Raw genomic sequence first — 15,386 nt, 5'->3', positions numbered from 1 at the left:
CCGCCAAGGGCCGTGGCGAGCGGGCGACCGGCGCGACACGCGGGTTCTCCCGAACCTGGTTCGGCCTGCTCGGCGACAGGCGGCCGTCACTGCTCCGGTGTCGCCCGGCGTCCTGCATCAGCGGCGGTGTTCTGTGCCGCGTCGTCGACGACCGCCGCCGGGGACCCCTGCACGGCCGCCGCCTCGTTCTCGGCCTGCCGGGCAGCCGTCTGCTCGAGGATTCGACCGGATCGCCGCACGGCCCAGATGGTGACCAGGACCGCGATCGCGGTGAGCGGCGTGCCCATCGCGATGCGGGCCACCCCGAGCCAGCCCGTCTCGTCGGCGTCGTAGAGCTGGTTCTGCACGACATACCGGGCGATGAAGAAGACGGTCCACACGATCGTGGCGATGTCGTAGGGCAGGCGGGCCTTGGGCACCTTCCGCCAGGCGAAGCCGGAGCCGTTGAGCGCGGACCAGACCACGCCCACCAGCGGCCAGCGCACGAGCAGCGAGATCAGGAAGGCACCGCCGTAGATCAGACTCGCCCAGATCCCGAACAGGAAGAATCCCCGTGCCTCGCCCGTGCGATAGGCGATGAAGGCACAGATCGCCACGCCGAAGATGCCCGACACGGCGGGTTGGATGGTCTGCTTACGGACGGCCCGCCAGATCCCGATTCCCACCGCCGAGCCGACCGCTGCCCAGATCGCAGGCGTCAGGCTGGTGAGCGAGTTGATGAGAACGAAGACGATGACCGGGATGACCGAGGCGAGAAGGCCTGGAATCCCGCCCATCTGCTCCAGCATCGTCGGGGTGGGCGGCTCCTCGCCCTGGTCCTGGCTCGCGTACGTCCTACGTGCTCGGCCGTCATCGCCGTGCGTGGTCTGAGTTCCGGGTTCCGTCATCCGCTCGTCTGCAACTCGTAGTAGGGGTTGTAGAGCACCTTCTGCCCGTCTCGTTCCGAGATCCGCCCCCAGGCGCGCAGGGTTCGTCCCGGCTCGATGCCGGGGATGCGGCGTCGACCCAGCCAGATCAGCGTCACGCCCTCCGTCCCGTCGAACAGTTCGGCCTCCAACGTGGGCGTCGTGTCCGTGGGGCACAGCGCCACGGACCTGAGTCGACCGAGGACGGCCGCCTCCTCACCAGAGCAGCAGTCGCCGACCTTGCGACAGCCGGACGCCGCCGATCGACTGGCGAGTTCGTCCGCATCGAGCTGCTCCTCGTCGGAGGTGAACCGTCGAACCAGGCGACGCCAGTAGCCGTCACCCCGACTGGAAGTCATCGCACGCTCCAGTGCAGTAGCAGCGGACCGGCGTCCCGGTCCGCTTCCCAGCGTAACCACGAACCGGCCCACGAAAGACCAGCGTGACTCATCTGGGCAGATAACACCAACCATCCAGTGGCTCAGCGGCCGGCTTGCCTACGCTGAGCAATACCGGACTGCTCTTGATGAATCTGCGTCTGCTGGGTGCGTGCGGTCGCCTCCTGCTGAGCCTTGGCCTGTTCGAGATGACGAGAGAGCTGCTCTGGAAGGGTGATGGGCAGCGGCGTCCGCACCGGCATCGGGTTGGTGCCGCGGACCACGACCGTGTCGCGAACCACGTCGTACAGGACTCGAGCCAACTGCGGAGCGTGATCGGTCGGGCCGGTGGCGACGCCGCGCAGCAGCCAGCGAGGCCCGTCGACGCCGATGAACCGCAAGGTCACCTTCGGCGACGCCGCGATCAGTTCGGTGGACCACTCACCCTGCTCCTTGCGGACCCGCGTGCCGTCCTTGCCCAACTGCTCGGCCAGCTCGTGCTTCACCTCGCCCCACAGCCCCGCACTGCGCGGGGCGGCGAACGCGCTCACGGTGAGCCTGCCCATCCCGGTGACCAGGTGCACCGCGCGCACCGGTCCGGACGGATCGAGCTCGACCTGGAGCTGTGCGCCGCTGGGCACCGGAATCCGGACCGAGCCGAGATCCAGTCGGCTCAACTCGTCATTCGGCGCCTCGTGCTCGTCGAAGGGACCCGACTCGACGACGTCGGGCTCCTCCTCCGACGTCTCGTCGGCACCTCGGCCATGTCTGGACTCCCGACGGCGGCCCCAACCGAACATGTGTCAAACCTCCGTCTCTGGTCGGATGCCGGCAGGCCCCGACACGTCGAGCAGTGCATGTCCACCGGTCGAGCCGTAACCGCCTGCGCCTCGTTCCGAAACAGGCAGTCCGGCGACGTCGGCGACCTCACGGAACACCGCGTGCTCCACTCGTTGCACCACCAGTTGCGCGATCCGATCCAGCCTTCGCAGCAGGATCGGGTGACGTGGGTCGTGATTGATCAGGCACACCCTGATCTCACCTCGATACCCGGAGTCAATGGTGCCAGGAGTGTTGACCACGCTGAGTCCGACACGAGCAGCGAGCCCGGAACGGGGATGAACTAATCCGACGAAACCGACAGGCAGGGCGATGGAGACTCCGGTGCCGACCACGATCCGCTCGCCCGGCGCCAACGACACGTCGCTGGTCGTCACCAGGTCGACCCCGGCATCACCGGGCTGCGCGTATCGGGGGACGGGCACATCGGGATCGACTCTGGCCAACAACACCTCGACGGCAGCCACGAGCGGCGAGACTACTCTGGCCGCGTGACGGACAGCGCGGGTACGGCCCTCTCCGAGGTCGCGGCGACACGCGACCCCCACGACACGGTTGAATCGCTCTTCCGGGAGCGGCTGAGCGTGAGCTGGTGGGGCTGGCCACTGCCACTGCTCGGCGCGTCGCTGCTGGCGATGCAGGTGCACATGGGCCATCCGGGAGTCCGTGCCTGGCTGCCCTACGCGGTGCTCGTCCCGCTGGCCGTGGTCGGCATGGTGTGGCTCGGCCGCGTTCGGGTGGGGTTGGACAAGCAGGTGCTGCGAGTCGGTCGAGCACACCTGCCGCTGCGCTTCATCGGCGAGGTCGAGATCGTCACCAAGGACCAGAAGCGCAAGGCGCTCGGCCCGGAACTCGATCCGGCGGCGTTCGTGATGCATCGAGGCTGGGTGGGTCCGATGCTCTGGGTGGAGCTGACCGACCCCGACGATCCGACGCCGTACTGGCTGTTCAGCGTCCGGGACCCGGAACGGCTGCAGGCGCTGCTCGTGGCGGCGCAGCAGGCACAGGCGGACACCTTGACCGGCTCGCGGTCCGGCGACGACTCCGAGGCCGCCGATGACGGCACGACGCGACGTCCCTGATTCGCGACGCGGGGGGCAGACGAATACGGCACCGGAGTCCTGCCCCGGTGCCGTTGCCGTCTCGATCTTCTCTTCTTCTCTGACATCGCCGTCCCACGGGCGTTCCCGCCCGGGACTGCCGCCCTCAGAAGGCGCAGTCTCGGCAGACGTACTGGCCGTCCCGCTGGTTGGCGAGCCTGCTGCGGTGGTGCACGAGGAAGCACCGTGAACAGGTGAACTCGTCTGCCTGCTTGGGCAGCACCTTCACCGTGAGCTCTTCGCCGGACAGGTCTGCGCCTGGCAGCTCGAAGTTCTCGGCGCTGTCCGACTCGTCGACGTCGACTACTGCGGACTGCGCCTCGTTACGCCGTTGCTTCAGCTCTTCGAGCGAGTCCTCGGCGAGCTCATCGGCCTCACTACGTCGTGGAGCGTCGTAGTCGGTCGCCATCGTGTTTCACCCCTGCGATCAACGGAGACATGTTTCATGTCGCTGGAGAACGTCCCAGCTCCCCAATTCGTGCCCACCTCCGTCAGTGACGGAGGTCTCGATCCACCCGATTGCGGGTGACTCGGCGCTCGGAATCACTCCGATCCACCGCGACGATCCCACGCTGCGGAATCGCCTCGCCACCCGTTGTCATCGAGCTCGTCATACCGGGACGTCGCTGCCCCTGCGGCGGGGCGAGGGTAGCCCACGGTGAAGCGGATCGCGCACCGGGTCACCCAACGGGCCGCATCCGATCGCCGCCCGCGCCGCCACGAGGCGCCGCAAACCGCTCTCACCAGCGTGTTCCCGCATGACGCCGACCTCAACAACCTGAGGTGGCCGTGCATTCCCCGGCTACCGGACAGAGCCAGGACACGAAGTGAGGTCAAGGTCGACACGAACGGCCCAGCCGTGGCGCGCGAGCATTCGGCAGGACATAGGCTTAGGACATTCCGAAGCCCGCCCGCCCCCTGCGGCGGGCTCGCCTGAACGGGGAGGCCGGGAGACCGTGGCTGAGGGCAGCGCTGGTTCTGGTGGACGGGTGCCCAGGTACCGGCGACGGAGACCGCTTCCCGCCCTGATCCTTCTTGCGATCCTGGGCGTGCTGGCGGGCTATGTGTGGACCCAGGTGCTTGCTCAGGCCGATGACATCGAGGCGGCCACTCGGTGCAATCCACCCTCGGCGCTGGCCACCGAGGACGAGTCGGAGCCCGCACCCGAACCCGGTGACGTGCGCGCCAGAGACGCGCTCGATCGCACCGACCCGCTGCCTCCAGAACAGGTTCGCGTCTCGGTCGTCAACGCCAGCGGCGCACGCAATCAGGCGACGCTGGTGGCGACCGAACTGGCCGACTTCGGCTTCGCACAGGAGAACTCGCCCGCGAACGATCCGGTCTATCCGGCGGAGGACATGGCCTGCTACGGCCAGATCCGCTACGGCCAGAACAGTGCAGGCATGGCCAGGACGCTGAGCCTGGCGGTGCCCTGCGCGGAGCTGGTCGACGACGGCCGGGAAGGACAGCACGTGGACCTGGCGGTCGGCGACCGCTTCACCGAGGTGAGCCCCAACGCCCACACCCGGGAGATCTTCGACGTCCTCGCCGGCTGGCAGATGGAGCAGACCGGCGACGGCGGCGAACAGAGCGAGGGCGGGGGCGAGGGCGAGGTGCCCGAGGTCTCCGACGAGCTCCTCACCGCCGCTCGCGACGTGCACTGCTGACACCTCGCCGACCCGACACGGCAGGCACGACCAGTCGCATTCGAGGCCCGCGCGTCGGACGTGGCGCGGGCCGAGAACACGCACTCCCCGAAACGGGCGCCCTCGGGCGTGCTCGGCCCCATCAGACCCCTTCGGGTGACGAAGTAGCACCCGCCGGGGGACAGCGTCAGCCAGCCCTGCCCGCCGCCGACGACGGAGGCGGAGGCAGAGGCGGCGCCAGGAAGACGACGATGCTCTCGGGCCGATGGAATCCGCCGGGCTCTGCGGCTCCCCTGCACAGCTGAGGGGGACTGCCCTGCCTCGACGGCAGGCGGGGGCCGCGACGGTTCCGTGGGGCTCTCCTGCGCTTCGAGTCGCAGCGCTTCGAGCCGTCGCACTCGCGGGTACATCGGACGTGCCGCACACCCACGGAATGCCACAACGCCGCGAGCCGCACCCGCACGCTGTCTGCACCCGAGCGGCGGGCCGGACGGGCCGCACGCCCTCGGCGGGCGACACCGTCCGGACCGACGGCGGCCCTGCCGCTCAGACCCTCGCGAATCCCGCGTCGCCGATGGTCTTCCAGAGCTGGTCGGCGATGCCGGGGGCAGCGGCGAACATGAGATCGGCAGGCATGCCGTCCGCCGTCTCGGGCTCCACCGGCAGTCGGACGATCGCGCCTGCCTCCTCGGCGATCAGGGCGCCCGCCGCCCAGTCCCACCGGTTGAGCCCGTGTTCGACATATCCGTCCACCCAGCCCGCCGCGACCGCGCACAGATCGAGCGAGGCCGCGCCTGCTCGGCGGATGTCGCGCACCCTGGGCAGCAGAGCCGCGACCGCCCGTGCCTGCCGCTCGCGGCGGTCCACGGAGTAGGCGAAGCCCGTGGCCACCAGCGAGAGTTCGATCCGCGTGGCGGCGGAGACGTGGAGCGCCACACCGTTCAGCTCGGCCCCCTCCCCGAGCGCGGCGCTCCAGACCCGCCCGGTCATCGGCTCGACGACCGCGCCCGCCACCGACCGCCCGCCCAGCTGCGCGGCGACCGAGACCCCGAACCAGGGAAAGCCGTAGAGGTAGTTGACCGTGCCGTCGATCGGATCGAGGACCCAGCAGAGCCGGTCGGGCTCCGGGGTGCCGCCGCCCTCCTCCTCGCCGAGGATCGCATCGCCGGGCCTGCGCAGGGCGAGCTCGTCCCGGAGCAGTCGCTCGGCGGCCCGATCCGCCTCGGTCACGACGTCGGTGCTGGTGCTCTTGGTCTCCACCCCGCCCGAGTAGACGCTCGGACCGCCTCGCAGGCTCCGGGCCAGCTCGGCCGCGTTGCCCGCCACCTCGATCGCGATGCGACGCAGCTCAGCCGGGCTCGCCGATGGAATCCGATGTTCGTCTTCTCCTTGATGTGCCACCCGTCCATCCGACCACATCACGGCGACGACGGCGCCGGACGCGGCAGAGGCAGGCGCACTGCCTGCGCCAACTGGCTCACCACAGACTCACCATCCTCAGGGATTATGTCCTAAGGTCTCCCCACCATTACTGAATCGAGAAGGAAGGACCTCGGGATGGGCGGCGCTACCCGCGGTTTCGGCATTGACATCGGCGGTTCCGGGATCAAGGGATGTCTGGTCGATCTGGAGGCGGGATCTCTCGAGGGGGAACGACTGCGTATCCCCACTCCACAGCCGTCCCGGCCCGAGGCCGTGGCCGAGGTGGTCGCGGAGATCACCACGGCCTTCAAGTGGGAGGGGCCGATAGGCGTCACGCTGCCCTGCGTCATCGCCGACGGCATCGCGCGCAGCGCGGCCAACGTCGACGACGCCTGGATCGGCACCGACGCCAGAGCCCTGTTCGCGAACCGCCTGGACCGGTCCGTCGACGAGATCGTCGTGCTCAACGACGCCGACGCGGCGGGAACCGCCGAGATGATGCTCGGGGCGGGAGTCGGCCACCGCGGTCTGGTGGTCGTGCTGACCTTCGGCACCGGGATCGGCAGCGCCATGTTCCTCGACGGCAGACTCGTGCCGAACACGGAGTTCGGCCATCTGGAGGTCGACGGCTTCGACGGGGAGAAGCGCGCCGCGGCGTCGGTCAAGGACGACGAGGACCTCACCTACGAGGAGTGGGCCAAGCGAGTCGACCGCTACATCCACGCGTTGGAGAAGGTGATCTGGCCGGACCTGATCATCGCGGGCGGCGGTGTCAGCAAGAAGGCCTCCCGCTGGCTGCCGCTGTTGGACGCGCGCACGCCGATCGTGGCGGCTCATCTGAAGAACGACGCGGGCATCGTCGGAGCCGCCTCCGCCGCCTGCAACGGCGACGATTAGGCGGCCTACGACGCATGATGCGCCCGTCTGGGGGCTCGCACTGAGTTCCCCAAGCCGGATATGTCGTTACAATGGAACGCATACCCGGCCAGCTGCCCCCAGTGAGCTGGCAGAACGGGTGATTCCCCGAACATCTGGCGGCCGAGGTTCGCGACCTGCGGCCTGCCGTGATCGATCGTCGCGAAAGGGCGTACGTGGCAGCCGCAGAAACCGCAACCCGACGCTCCAGCTCCGCCGCCGCAGGCGGCGCCAAGTCGACGACGGCCACGCCGGCGCAGGCGGCCGCGAAGCTTGACGCCGACTCGGCCGCGAAGAAGCCGACCCCAGTCAGGAGGACCTCGACGACCAAGTCGGCGGGCGGGACTTCCAAGGCCCCGGCGAAGAAGGCAGCGCCGGGCACGAAGAAGGCACCCGCAAGGACCACCACCACTCGGGCCAAGAAGGGCTCCGCCAAGGGCGAGGAGCCGAACGAGGGCATGGAGCTCGACGAGGCCGTCGAGCTCGACCCGGCGCCCGGCAGCGACGACCTGGTCGAGGTCGCGGCGGATCTCACCGACGACATCACCGAGGTCGAGGCCACCAGCGAAGAGGTGGCCAAGGCCAACAGCAGTGACTTCGTCTGGGACGAGGAGGAGTCCGAGGCCCTGCGTCAGGCACGCAAGGACGCGGAGCTCACCGCCTCGGCCGACTCGGTTCGCGCCTACCTCAAGCAGATCGGCAAGGTGGCGCTGCTCAACGCCGAAGAGGAGGTCGAACTCGCCAAACGGATCGAGGCAGGCCTCTACGGCGCCGAGCGGCTGCGCAAGGCCGAGGAGGAGGACGAGAAGCTCTCCCCCCAGATGCGGCGCGATCTGCGCTGGATCGTCCGGGACGGCGAGCGGGCCAAGAGCCACCTGCTGGAGGCCAACCTCCGGCTGGTCGTCAGCCTCGCCAAGCGCTACACCGGCCGAGGCATGGCGTTCCTCGACCTGATCCAGGAGGGCAACCTCGGTCTGATCCGGGCCGTCGAGAAGTTCGACTACACCAAGGGCTACAAGTTCTCCACGTACGCCACCTGGTGGATCCGGCAGGCGATCACGCGAGCGATGGCCGACCAGGCACGCACCATCCGGATTCCGGTGCACATGGTCGAGGTCATCAACAAGCTGGGTCGCATCCAGCGCGAGCTGCTTCAGGACCTGGGCCGAGAGCCCACGCCGGAGGAGCTCGCCAAGGAGATGGACATCACGCCCGAGAAGGTGCTGGAGATCCAGCAGTACGCTCGGGAGCCCATCTCGCTGGATCAGACCATCGGCGACGAGGGTGACTCGCAGCTCGGTGACTTCATCGAGGACTCGGAGGCCGTGGTCGCGGTCGACGCCGTCTCGTTCACCCTGTTGCAGGACCAGCTCCAGTCCGTGCTCGCCACGCTGTCCGAGCGGGAGGCAGGCGTGGTGCGCCTGCGGTTCGGCCTGACCGACGGTCAGCCGCGCACGCTGGACGAGATCGGCCAGGTCTACGGCGTCACGCGGGAGCGCATCCGGCAGATCGAGTCGAAGACGATGTCCAAGCTTCGGCACCCGTCCCGGTCCCAGGTACTTCGCGACTACCTGGACTGATCGGACGGCCTGCCCGGCCAGGACGAACCGGAACAGAGCAACGACCGCGGCTCCGAGTCGACTTCGACTCGGAGCCGCGTCGCGTTCGGCGCCCCGTCCGATCGCATGCCTGCTCGCCCCCGCGCCCCCTCGTCGGACCCGGTCGCCGAACATCCCCGCCTCGTGTCGCGCAGAAGCGGGGACCGACCGTCGCGAGTACGGCGAGTCACCCCAAGCCGAACGCCGGAGGATGCGGATGAACCAGGTCACGATCGTCACCGGCGGCGGCCGGGGAATCGGTGCGGCGACGGCCCGCAGACTCGGCGAGGCCGGTCATCGCGTCTGCGTGGGTTACCGACAGGACTCGCGGTCCGCCTTCGAGGTCGTGGCCGCCGTCGAGCGGCACGGTCAAGCGGCGTGTGCGGTCCGCGTGGACACCTCGATCGAGAAGGACGTGGAACGGCTCTTCGACGAGGCCACGGCGATCCTGGGGCCCGTTACCGGGCTCGTCAACAACGCCGGGGTGACCAGCACCGTCGGGCCGCTGGCCGAGCTGGATCCCGCCGCGCTCCGTCGAGTGTTGGACGTGAACGTCACGGGCGTCATCCTGTGCGCACGCAGGGCGGTGCGGGACATGTCCACCGAGCGAGGCGGCAGGGGCGGCGTGATCGTGAACATCTCCTCGGCCGCGGCCACGCTCGGCAGCCCCGGTGAGTACGTCCACTACGCCGCGGCCAAGGCCGCTGTGGACGCCTTCACCCTGGGGTTGGCCAAGGAGGTCGCGACGTCGGGAATCCGGGTCAACGCGGTGGCTCCGGGAACCGTGCACACCGAGATCCATGCGTCGTCCGGGGTGCCGGACCGGGCGGATCGGGTGGCCGCACGGATACCGATGGGGCGCGCGGGACGGCCGGCGGAGATCGCCACGACCGTCGAGTGGTTCTTCACCGAAGGCGCCTCGTATGTCACCGGCGCCGTCCTGCGGGTGGCGGGAGGGCTCTGATCAGCGTCCGATCGAGAACGACGGGCGACGACTGTAACCTATTCTGACCTGCCGGTCTTTATCTCGAATCGGGGATGAAGGCCCCACCGACCCACCGAAAGTCGACTGTGGGTGACAATCACGACACTCGCAGTGATTACTCGGGCAGACGCTAGGCCATCCGGGAAACGAAGGCTGCTGCAACCGGGTGTTAAGACGTGATCCGGCTCGCCGCGAGGCGCGGGAACACTGACGAGACGCCGAGCGTCTGTAAGAGTGGGTGGCAGCGAACACCACGGCCCGTCCATGACGGGCCTGCGGTGGACGCGGCAGGCCCGACGGCGTCGGAACCCCCGACCCGGGACGGAGGGAGAGGCAACATGACAGGAACGCTCACCCGCCCCGAGCTCACCGCTGCAGACCGCTGCGACCGCTGCGGGGCGGCAGCCCAAGTTCGCGCCGTCCTCCCCTCGGGTGGCGAGCTGCTCTTCTGCGGCCACCACGCGAGGGAGCATGAAACGCGTCTTCGTGAGCTGGCAGCCGACATTCAAGACGGCTGATACTCACTGCCGGATCTCGATCGCTCCGGGCGGGGTACCCACGACGGGTCCCCGCCCGGACTCATGTCCCCAGGTCTCAAGGTCCGCGTCGTCTCCCCTCGCCCGCTCTGCGGCCAGTCTGACCGGCCCGGCGGTCAGCTCGCCGCTATGACCCGTTCGAAGGCGAGTTCGGCCGCACCGAGCAGGCTCGCCTGGCCACCCAGCTCGGCGGGCCGGATGCGTACGGACCTGGCGGCGGCCCGGCCGACCAGGCTCCGGTCACGTGCTCGAGCCTCCACCCCCGCCAGCAGGTCGGGGGGCAGTGCGGCGAGCAGGCCGCCGAGCACGACGAGCTCCGGGGCGAGCAGATTCACGAGGTTGACCACTCCGACGCCGAGCCAGCCCGCGTACTCGTCGAGCCTGCCGTGCATCGTGTCCTGCTTCTCCGCGATCGTCCGCAGCTCGGCGACCAGGCGCCGTCGGGAGGCGTCGGCAGGCAGACCGAGTGCCCGGCTGAGGGCCTGTTCGCCCACCTCGGTCTCCCAGCAGCCTCGGCAGCCGCAGTAGCAGAGCCGCCCGCCCGGCCGCAGGACCATGTGTCCCACCTCGCCGACGTGACCGGTCGAGCCGCGCAGGGGCAGTCCACCGGTGATCACGCCGCCGCCGACGCCGATGTCGGCAGACAGGTAGACGACGTCGCCGACGCCCCGCGCCGCGCCGCGCCGGTGTTCCGCCAGGGCTCCGAGATCAGCATCGTTGCCGACCGCCACCGGAAGGTCGAGCGCCTCGCCGAGCAGCGTCCCCAGTGGCACCTCGGTCCAGCGGAGATTCGGCGCCTCGTGAACGAGCCCGTCGGCACGCCGCACGATGCCGGGCACCGACACCGCGACCTCGGCGGGTCGCAGACCGCCCAGGCTCAAGGCCTCCGCCACGGCGGCCACCCGTTCGATGACCACCGTGGGCTCGGTGTCCCCGCGTTGGACGGGACGGTGCCTCCCGACCAGGATGCGGCCGCCGAATCCGACGAGCGCGACGGTGATGCGCTCCACCGCGACGTCCACCGCCAGCACGCACAGCGACTCGGGCCGAGGCGAGACCAGCAGCGAGGGGCGGCCCGCCGTTCCGTTCGGCGCCACCGCCCGCTCGGTGACCAGTCCGGCAGCGGCCAGCCCGTCGACCAACGCCTTGATGGTGCTGCGGTTGAGGCCCAGCTCCGCGGCCAGCTCGGTGCGACTGCCGGCACCGAGTGTGTGCAGTCTGCGCAGCAGGGTGCTGCGATTGTGCCTGCGCACGCCGTCCGGACGGGCTCCGAGTGCCATGGGATCGACTACCGCCCCACGGCGGCGGCTCGTCGACGGGAGACGGCGTCGACGCTGGCGGCGAGCAGCAGTACCAGGCCGGTCACGATGGAGACCATGGCCGCCGACTGGCCGAGGAGGCCCAGGCCGTTGTCGATGGTGGCGATGACGGCACCGCCGATGACGGCGTCACGGACCCGGCCCTTGCCGCCGAACAGCGAGGTTCCGCCGATCACGGCCGCACCGACGGCGAAGAGCAGGGTGTTCCCGCCGCCTGCCTGGGGATCGACCGAGCCGACCTTCGAGGAATAGATGATCGCGCCGACGGCGGCGACGGTGGAGCACACCACGAACACGCTCATTCGCAGCTTCGCGACGTCGATGCCCGCCCGTCGCGCGGCCTCCCGGTTCCCACCGATGGCGTAGAGGTGCCTGCCGTACCGGGTGCGGTCCAGGACGAAGGTGCCGAGGACGAGCAGCACCAGCACGATCGGCACGACGTAGGGAACGCCTGCGATCTGGATGGTCTCGCTGTTGGACCGGTTGATCGTCAGCAGCCAGGTGGCCGACGCGCCGAGAGCGAGCACGGCGCCCACTCGCGTCAGCACCAGCGGCGTGGGCTGGGCGACGAGATCATGACGAAGCCGGTTGAAGTGGCGGATGAGCAGCAGCGCCGAGTATCCGCCCGCTGCGAGGACGAAGAGCAGCCAGCTTCCCCAGATCGGCAGATTCCCGTTGGCCACCGAGAACATCACGTCGTTGCGCAGCCCCAGCGTGCCGCCCTGGCCGATCAGCTGAAGGACCACGCCGCCCCAGGCGAGGAACAGCGCCAGGGTCACCACGAACGCCGGGATGCCGACGCGGGCGACGAGGAAGCCGGTGATGCAGCCGATGGCGGCGCCGACGCAGATCGCGAGCAGCATCTCCAGCCACGGGTTGGCAGGCACGCCCAGCAGGACCAGGAGCAGCCCGAGGATCGCCATGGCCGCGCCTGCCCAGACCCGCATCACCAGGGCGAGTACGGCGGCGACGACCAGCCCGCCGCAGAAGACGGCGAAGACGGTGCCGCCCATGGCACCGAGCAGGTTGCCGCCCTCGACGAGGTGCAGGGCCATCACGGAGGCGGCCACTCCGGAGGCGGTGCCCGCAGACAGATCGATGTCGCCCATCAGCAGGACGAACACCAGGCCCATGGCGATCACCGCGGTGCCCGCGCCCTGGCTGAGCAGGTTCGCGAGGTTGCCCAGGGTCAGGAATCGGTCCGAGAGCAGCGCGAAGACGACGAAGAGCGTGGCCAGTCCGAGTAAGGCGGGCAGCGCACCGAGCTGGCCGCCGCGCAGCCGGGAGACATAGTCACGCAGCGCCCCTGCGGTGTCCCGTCGGGTGGTGTCGATGCCGAAGCCCTCGGCTGGCTGGTCCGTCGTGGTCGAGGCCGGGCTGGTAGACGAGGAGGCTGAGCCCTCTGTCATGTCGTCATCCTTGCGCGATGAGGGCGCCGCGCTGGCGGCGCTGCCGTGGTCGAGTGGCGAGGCAGGCTCGCGGGTCGACGACCCGCGTCCGGCAGGCTGAGATTCAGAGCGCGACGTTCTCCGGGCGACGCAGTCCGATGTCGCCGGATCGTCCTGCGGTGATCAGCTCGACCACCTGGCTGTTGTTCGTCTCCTTGACCGGCAGCTCCGCGACGAGCCTGCCCAGGTACAGGGTGGCGACCCGGTCGGCGACCTCGAAGACGTCGTTGAGGTTGTGGCTGATCAGGACGACGCCGAGACCCTGTTCGGCGAGCCTGCGGACCAGATCGAGCACTTGGCGGGTCTGGGCGACGCCGAGGGCGGCGGTCGGCTCGTCGAGCAGCACGACCCGGCTCTCCCAGAGCACCGCCTTGGCGATGGCGACGGTCTGGCGCTGACCGCCGGACAGCGAGGCCACCGGCGTACGGACCGAGGACACGGTGCGCACCGAGAGAGCCGACAGCGTGCTGCGCGCGGCCTTCTCCATGTCCGCCTCGTCGAGCAGGCCGCCGCGCAGCCGCTCGCGGCCGAGGAACATGTTCTGCACGATGTCGAGGTTGTCGGCCAGCGCGAGGTCCTGATAGACGACCTCGATGCCCAGCTCGGCCGCGTCCTTCGGATCGTTGATCCGCACCGGCCTGCCGTCGAAGAGGATCTCGCCGGAATCGATGGGGTGGATGCCCGCGATGGACTTGATCAGCGTCGACTTGCCCGCGCCGTTGTCGCCGACCAGCGCCGTGACCTGGCCGGGACGGACGACGAAGTCCACGTCGTGCAGGACGTGCACGGGTCCGAAGCTCTTGTTTACCGCGCGAAGTTCCAGGATCGGATCGCCTTCGGCCACGCCGACACACCTTTCGAGCCGTGAGGGAAGCCGCCGGAGGCCGCGCGTCGCGGCCTCCGGCGAGGATTGAGGACGGATCAGGAGATGCCCTGCTCGGAGCAGGCGTCGGCCACCTCGCCCGCGCAGAGGTCCTCGACCGACACCCATTCGTCGTCGACGACCTGCTGGACGTTCTCGCTGGTGACCAGGACCGGGTCGAGCAGCACCGAGGCGACCTCACGATCTCCCTCGGTGTCCGTGCTGACGTCGGAGGCCAACGCGTCGGCGGCCTCGGTATCGCCCTGGGCCAGCGGAACGGCCAGGTCGACCAGGGCCTGCGCCTCGGTGAAGACCGGCTTGTAGACGGTCATGCACTGGTCGCCGAGCAGGATGGACCGCAGTCCCTCCGGTGAGGCGTCCTGGCCAGTGACCGGCACCTCGCCCGCCAGACCCGCCTGCTGGAGGACCGTGATCACCGCGCCCGCCAGGCCGTCGTTGGCGGCCACGACACCGTCGACCTCGCCGCCGTTGCTGGTGAGGATCTGCTGGAAGGTCCGGCCGCCGACCTGGTTCTCCCACTGGTCGATCGGCTGGCTCTGGACCAGTTCGTACTCGCCCGAGTCGTACAGCGGCTGGAGGATCTCGCGCTGCCCCTCCTGGAAGAGGGTCGCGTTGCTGTCGGTCGGCGAGCCCTGGATCTCGATGATCTGCGCACCAGACTGGTCACCGAGACACTCGACGAGGCCCTCACCCTGCAGCCTGCCGACCTGGGTGTTGTCGAAGGACACGTAGTACTGGGCGTTGCCGCCGAGGGTGAGCCGGTCGTAGTCGATGGTGGGAATGCCCGCGGCCTCGGCCCGCTGCTGGACGGCCGCGCCGCTCTCGTTGCTGAGGTTGGTCAGTGCGAGGACGTCGACTCCGCGCTGGATCATCTGATCGGCGATCGTGGAGAACCGCTGGATGTCTCCCTGAGCGTTCTGGACGTCGGCCTCCACGCCTGCCTCGGCGAAGGCGCTCTCCAGATACGGCTTGTCGAAGCCCTCCCACCGGGCGGAGCTCTCCGTGTCGGGCAGGATGACGCCGACCACCAGGCCGGTGTCCGCCGCTCCGCCGCCGGTCGAACCGGTGTCCTCGGGCGTCTCGGACGCCTGGTTTGCCCCGCAGCCTGCGAGGACGAGAACCAATCCGCTGGTCAAGGCCAACATGCTCCTGACGCGCATGGCCTCCCCTTCTCTTCGTCGAGTACCGAGCGCAGCAGATCCTGCACTGAGGGTGGGGAAATGTTGTGCGCCACAACGTAACCCCCGAACGAGTGATAGGGAACACGTACGTGCCAGCAATCTGGCGAAGTCAGATCACGATCTGGCAAAACTCGACGCGATCAGCGGACGCGACTCACCCAGTTGGGGTCGAACCGCACAACCAGGACACGACAGTTGCGCCGGACGACCATGCGGCGGAGGCACGTCGCC

At 69.4% G+C, this 15,386-nt stretch carries 16 protein-coding genes; 6 read left to right on the top strand and 10 right to left on the bottom strand.

What is annotated here, in order from left to right; genetic code table 11:
- Window positions 1-86: 86 nt before the first annotated feature.
- The 4 genes from UA74_RS08570 to dut all read right to left on the bottom strand — a co-directional run bounded on the left by UA74_RS08570 (window position 87) and on the right by dut (window position 2,589).
- Window positions 87-887: a DUF3159 domain-containing protein gene (locus tag UA74_RS08570; protein ID WP_198042968.1), complete on the bottom strand. Its 801-nt coding sequence runs from the start codon at window positions 885-887 to the stop codon at window positions 87-89.
- Entirely contained in the window at window positions 884-1,264 is a 381-nt protein-coding gene (locus UA74_RS08565) for an OB-fold nucleic acid binding domain-containing protein (protein ID WP_075739790.1), read from the bottom strand. The genes UA74_RS08570 and UA74_RS08565 overlap by 4 nt, the downstream gene beginning before the upstream one ends.
- 122 nt (window positions 1,265-1,386) lie before the next feature.
- On the bottom strand, window positions 1,387-2,082 hold the full coding sequence (locus UA74_RS08560; protein ID WP_075739789.1) for a DUF3710 domain-containing protein: 696 nt from the start codon (window positions 2,080-2,082) through the stop codon (window positions 1,387-1,389).
- A gap of 3 nt (window positions 2,083-2,085) precedes the next feature.
- Window positions 2,086-2,589, bottom strand: a complete 504-nt coding sequence (dut, locus tag UA74_RS08555) for a dUTP diphosphatase (protein ID WP_075739788.1) — start codon at window positions 2,587-2,589, stop codon at window positions 2,086-2,088.
- A gap of 24 nt (window positions 2,590-2,613) precedes the next feature.
- On the opposite strand from dut, the gene UA74_RS08550 reads away from it, so the two are divergent.
- Window positions 2,614-3,204: a DUF3093 domain-containing protein gene (locus UA74_RS08550; RefSeq protein ID WP_083683031.1), complete on the top strand. Its 591-nt coding sequence runs from the start codon at window positions 2,614-2,616 to the stop codon at window positions 3,202-3,204.
- A 124-nt stretch (window positions 3,205-3,328) separates the two neighbouring features.
- On the opposite strand, the gene UA74_RS08545 is transcribed toward UA74_RS08550, so the two are convergent.
- On the bottom strand, window positions 3,329-3,631 hold the full coding sequence (locus UA74_RS08545) for a DUF4193 domain-containing protein (RefSeq protein WP_075739787.1): 303 nt from the start codon (window positions 3,629-3,631) through the stop codon (window positions 3,329-3,331).
- Between the two features lie 547 nt (window positions 3,632-4,178).
- Here UA74_RS08545 and cei point away from each other — a divergent pair.
- Window positions 4,179-4,889: an envelope integrity protein Cei gene (cei, locus tag UA74_RS08540; RefSeq protein WP_083683030.1), complete on the top strand. Its 711-nt coding sequence runs from the start codon at window positions 4,179-4,181 to the stop codon at window positions 4,887-4,889.
- Window positions 4,890-5,414: 525 nt separating this feature from the next.
- On the opposite strand, the gene UA74_RS08535 is transcribed toward cei, so the two are convergent.
- Window positions 5,415-6,269 carry an inositol monophosphatase family protein gene (locus tag UA74_RS08535; RefSeq protein WP_232237678.1) on the bottom strand — a complete coding sequence of 285 codons (855 nt, stop codon included), beginning with the start codon at window positions 6,267-6,269 and terminating at the stop codon, window positions 5,415-5,417.
- A gap of 156 nt (window positions 6,270-6,425) precedes the next feature.
- On the opposite strand from UA74_RS08535, the gene ppgK reads away from it, so the two are divergent.
- The 4 genes from ppgK (at window position 6,426) to UA74_RS33405 (ending at window position 10,306) form a co-directional block, all read left to right on the top strand.
- Window positions 6,426-7,187: a polyphosphate--glucose phosphotransferase gene (ppgK, locus tag UA74_RS08530; RefSeq protein WP_075739785.1), complete on the top strand. Its 762-nt coding sequence runs from the start codon at window positions 6,426-6,428 to the stop codon at window positions 7,185-7,187.
- Between the two features lie 194 nt (window positions 7,188-7,381).
- Window positions 7,382-8,785 (top strand): RNA polymerase sigma factor, encoded by a 1,404-nt coding sequence (locus tag UA74_RS08525; protein ID WP_075739784.1) that lies wholly within the window; start codon window positions 7,382-7,384, stop codon window positions 8,783-8,785.
- Window positions 8,786-9,020: 235 nt separating this feature from the next.
- Window positions 9,021-9,767, top strand: a complete 747-nt coding sequence (locus UA74_RS08520) for an SDR family oxidoreductase (protein ID WP_075739783.1) — start codon at window positions 9,021-9,023, stop codon at window positions 9,765-9,767.
- Between the two features lie 359 nt (window positions 9,768-10,126).
- A complete protein-coding gene (locus tag UA74_RS33405) occupies window positions 10,127-10,306 on the top strand; it encodes a DUF7455 domain-containing protein (protein WP_075739782.1) in 180 nt (59 codons plus the stop codon).
- A gap of 134 nt (window positions 10,307-10,440) precedes the next feature.
- Here UA74_RS33405 and UA74_RS08510 read toward each other — a convergent pair whose 3' ends face one another.
- The 4 genes from UA74_RS08510 to UA74_RS08495 all read right to left on the bottom strand — a co-directional run bounded on the left by UA74_RS08510 (window position 10,441) and on the right by UA74_RS08495 (window position 15,134).
- Window positions 10,441-11,604, bottom strand: coding sequence for an ROK family protein (locus UA74_RS08510; RefSeq protein ID WP_075739781.1), 1,164 nt, complete (start codon window positions 11,602-11,604; stop codon window positions 10,441-10,443).
- An 8-nt stretch (window positions 11,605-11,612) separates the two neighbouring features.
- On the bottom strand, window positions 11,613-13,052 hold the full coding sequence (locus UA74_RS08505) for a sugar ABC transporter permease (RefSeq protein WP_083683027.1): 1,440 nt from the start codon (window positions 13,050-13,052) through the stop codon (window positions 11,613-11,615).
- A gap of 103 nt (window positions 13,053-13,155) precedes the next feature.
- A complete protein-coding gene (locus tag UA74_RS08500) occupies window positions 13,156-13,935 on the bottom strand; it encodes an ATP-binding cassette domain-containing protein (protein ID WP_075739780.1) in 780 nt (259 codons plus the stop codon).
- Between the two features lie 77 nt (window positions 13,936-14,012).
- On the bottom strand, window positions 14,013-15,134 hold the full coding sequence (locus UA74_RS08495; protein WP_075739779.1) for a sugar ABC transporter substrate-binding protein: 1,122 nt from the start codon (window positions 15,132-15,134) through the stop codon (window positions 14,013-14,015).
- Between the last annotated feature and the right edge of the window lie 252 nt (window positions 15,135-15,386).

The sequence above is a fragment of the Actinoalloteichus fjordicus genome (assembly GCF_001941625.1).
GTDB classification, from domain to species: Bacteria; Actinomycetota; Actinomycetes; order Mycobacteriales; family Pseudonocardiaceae; genus Actinoalloteichus_A; species Actinoalloteichus_A fjordicus.
This window is presented reverse-complemented; position numbering and strand designations above follow the sequence as displayed.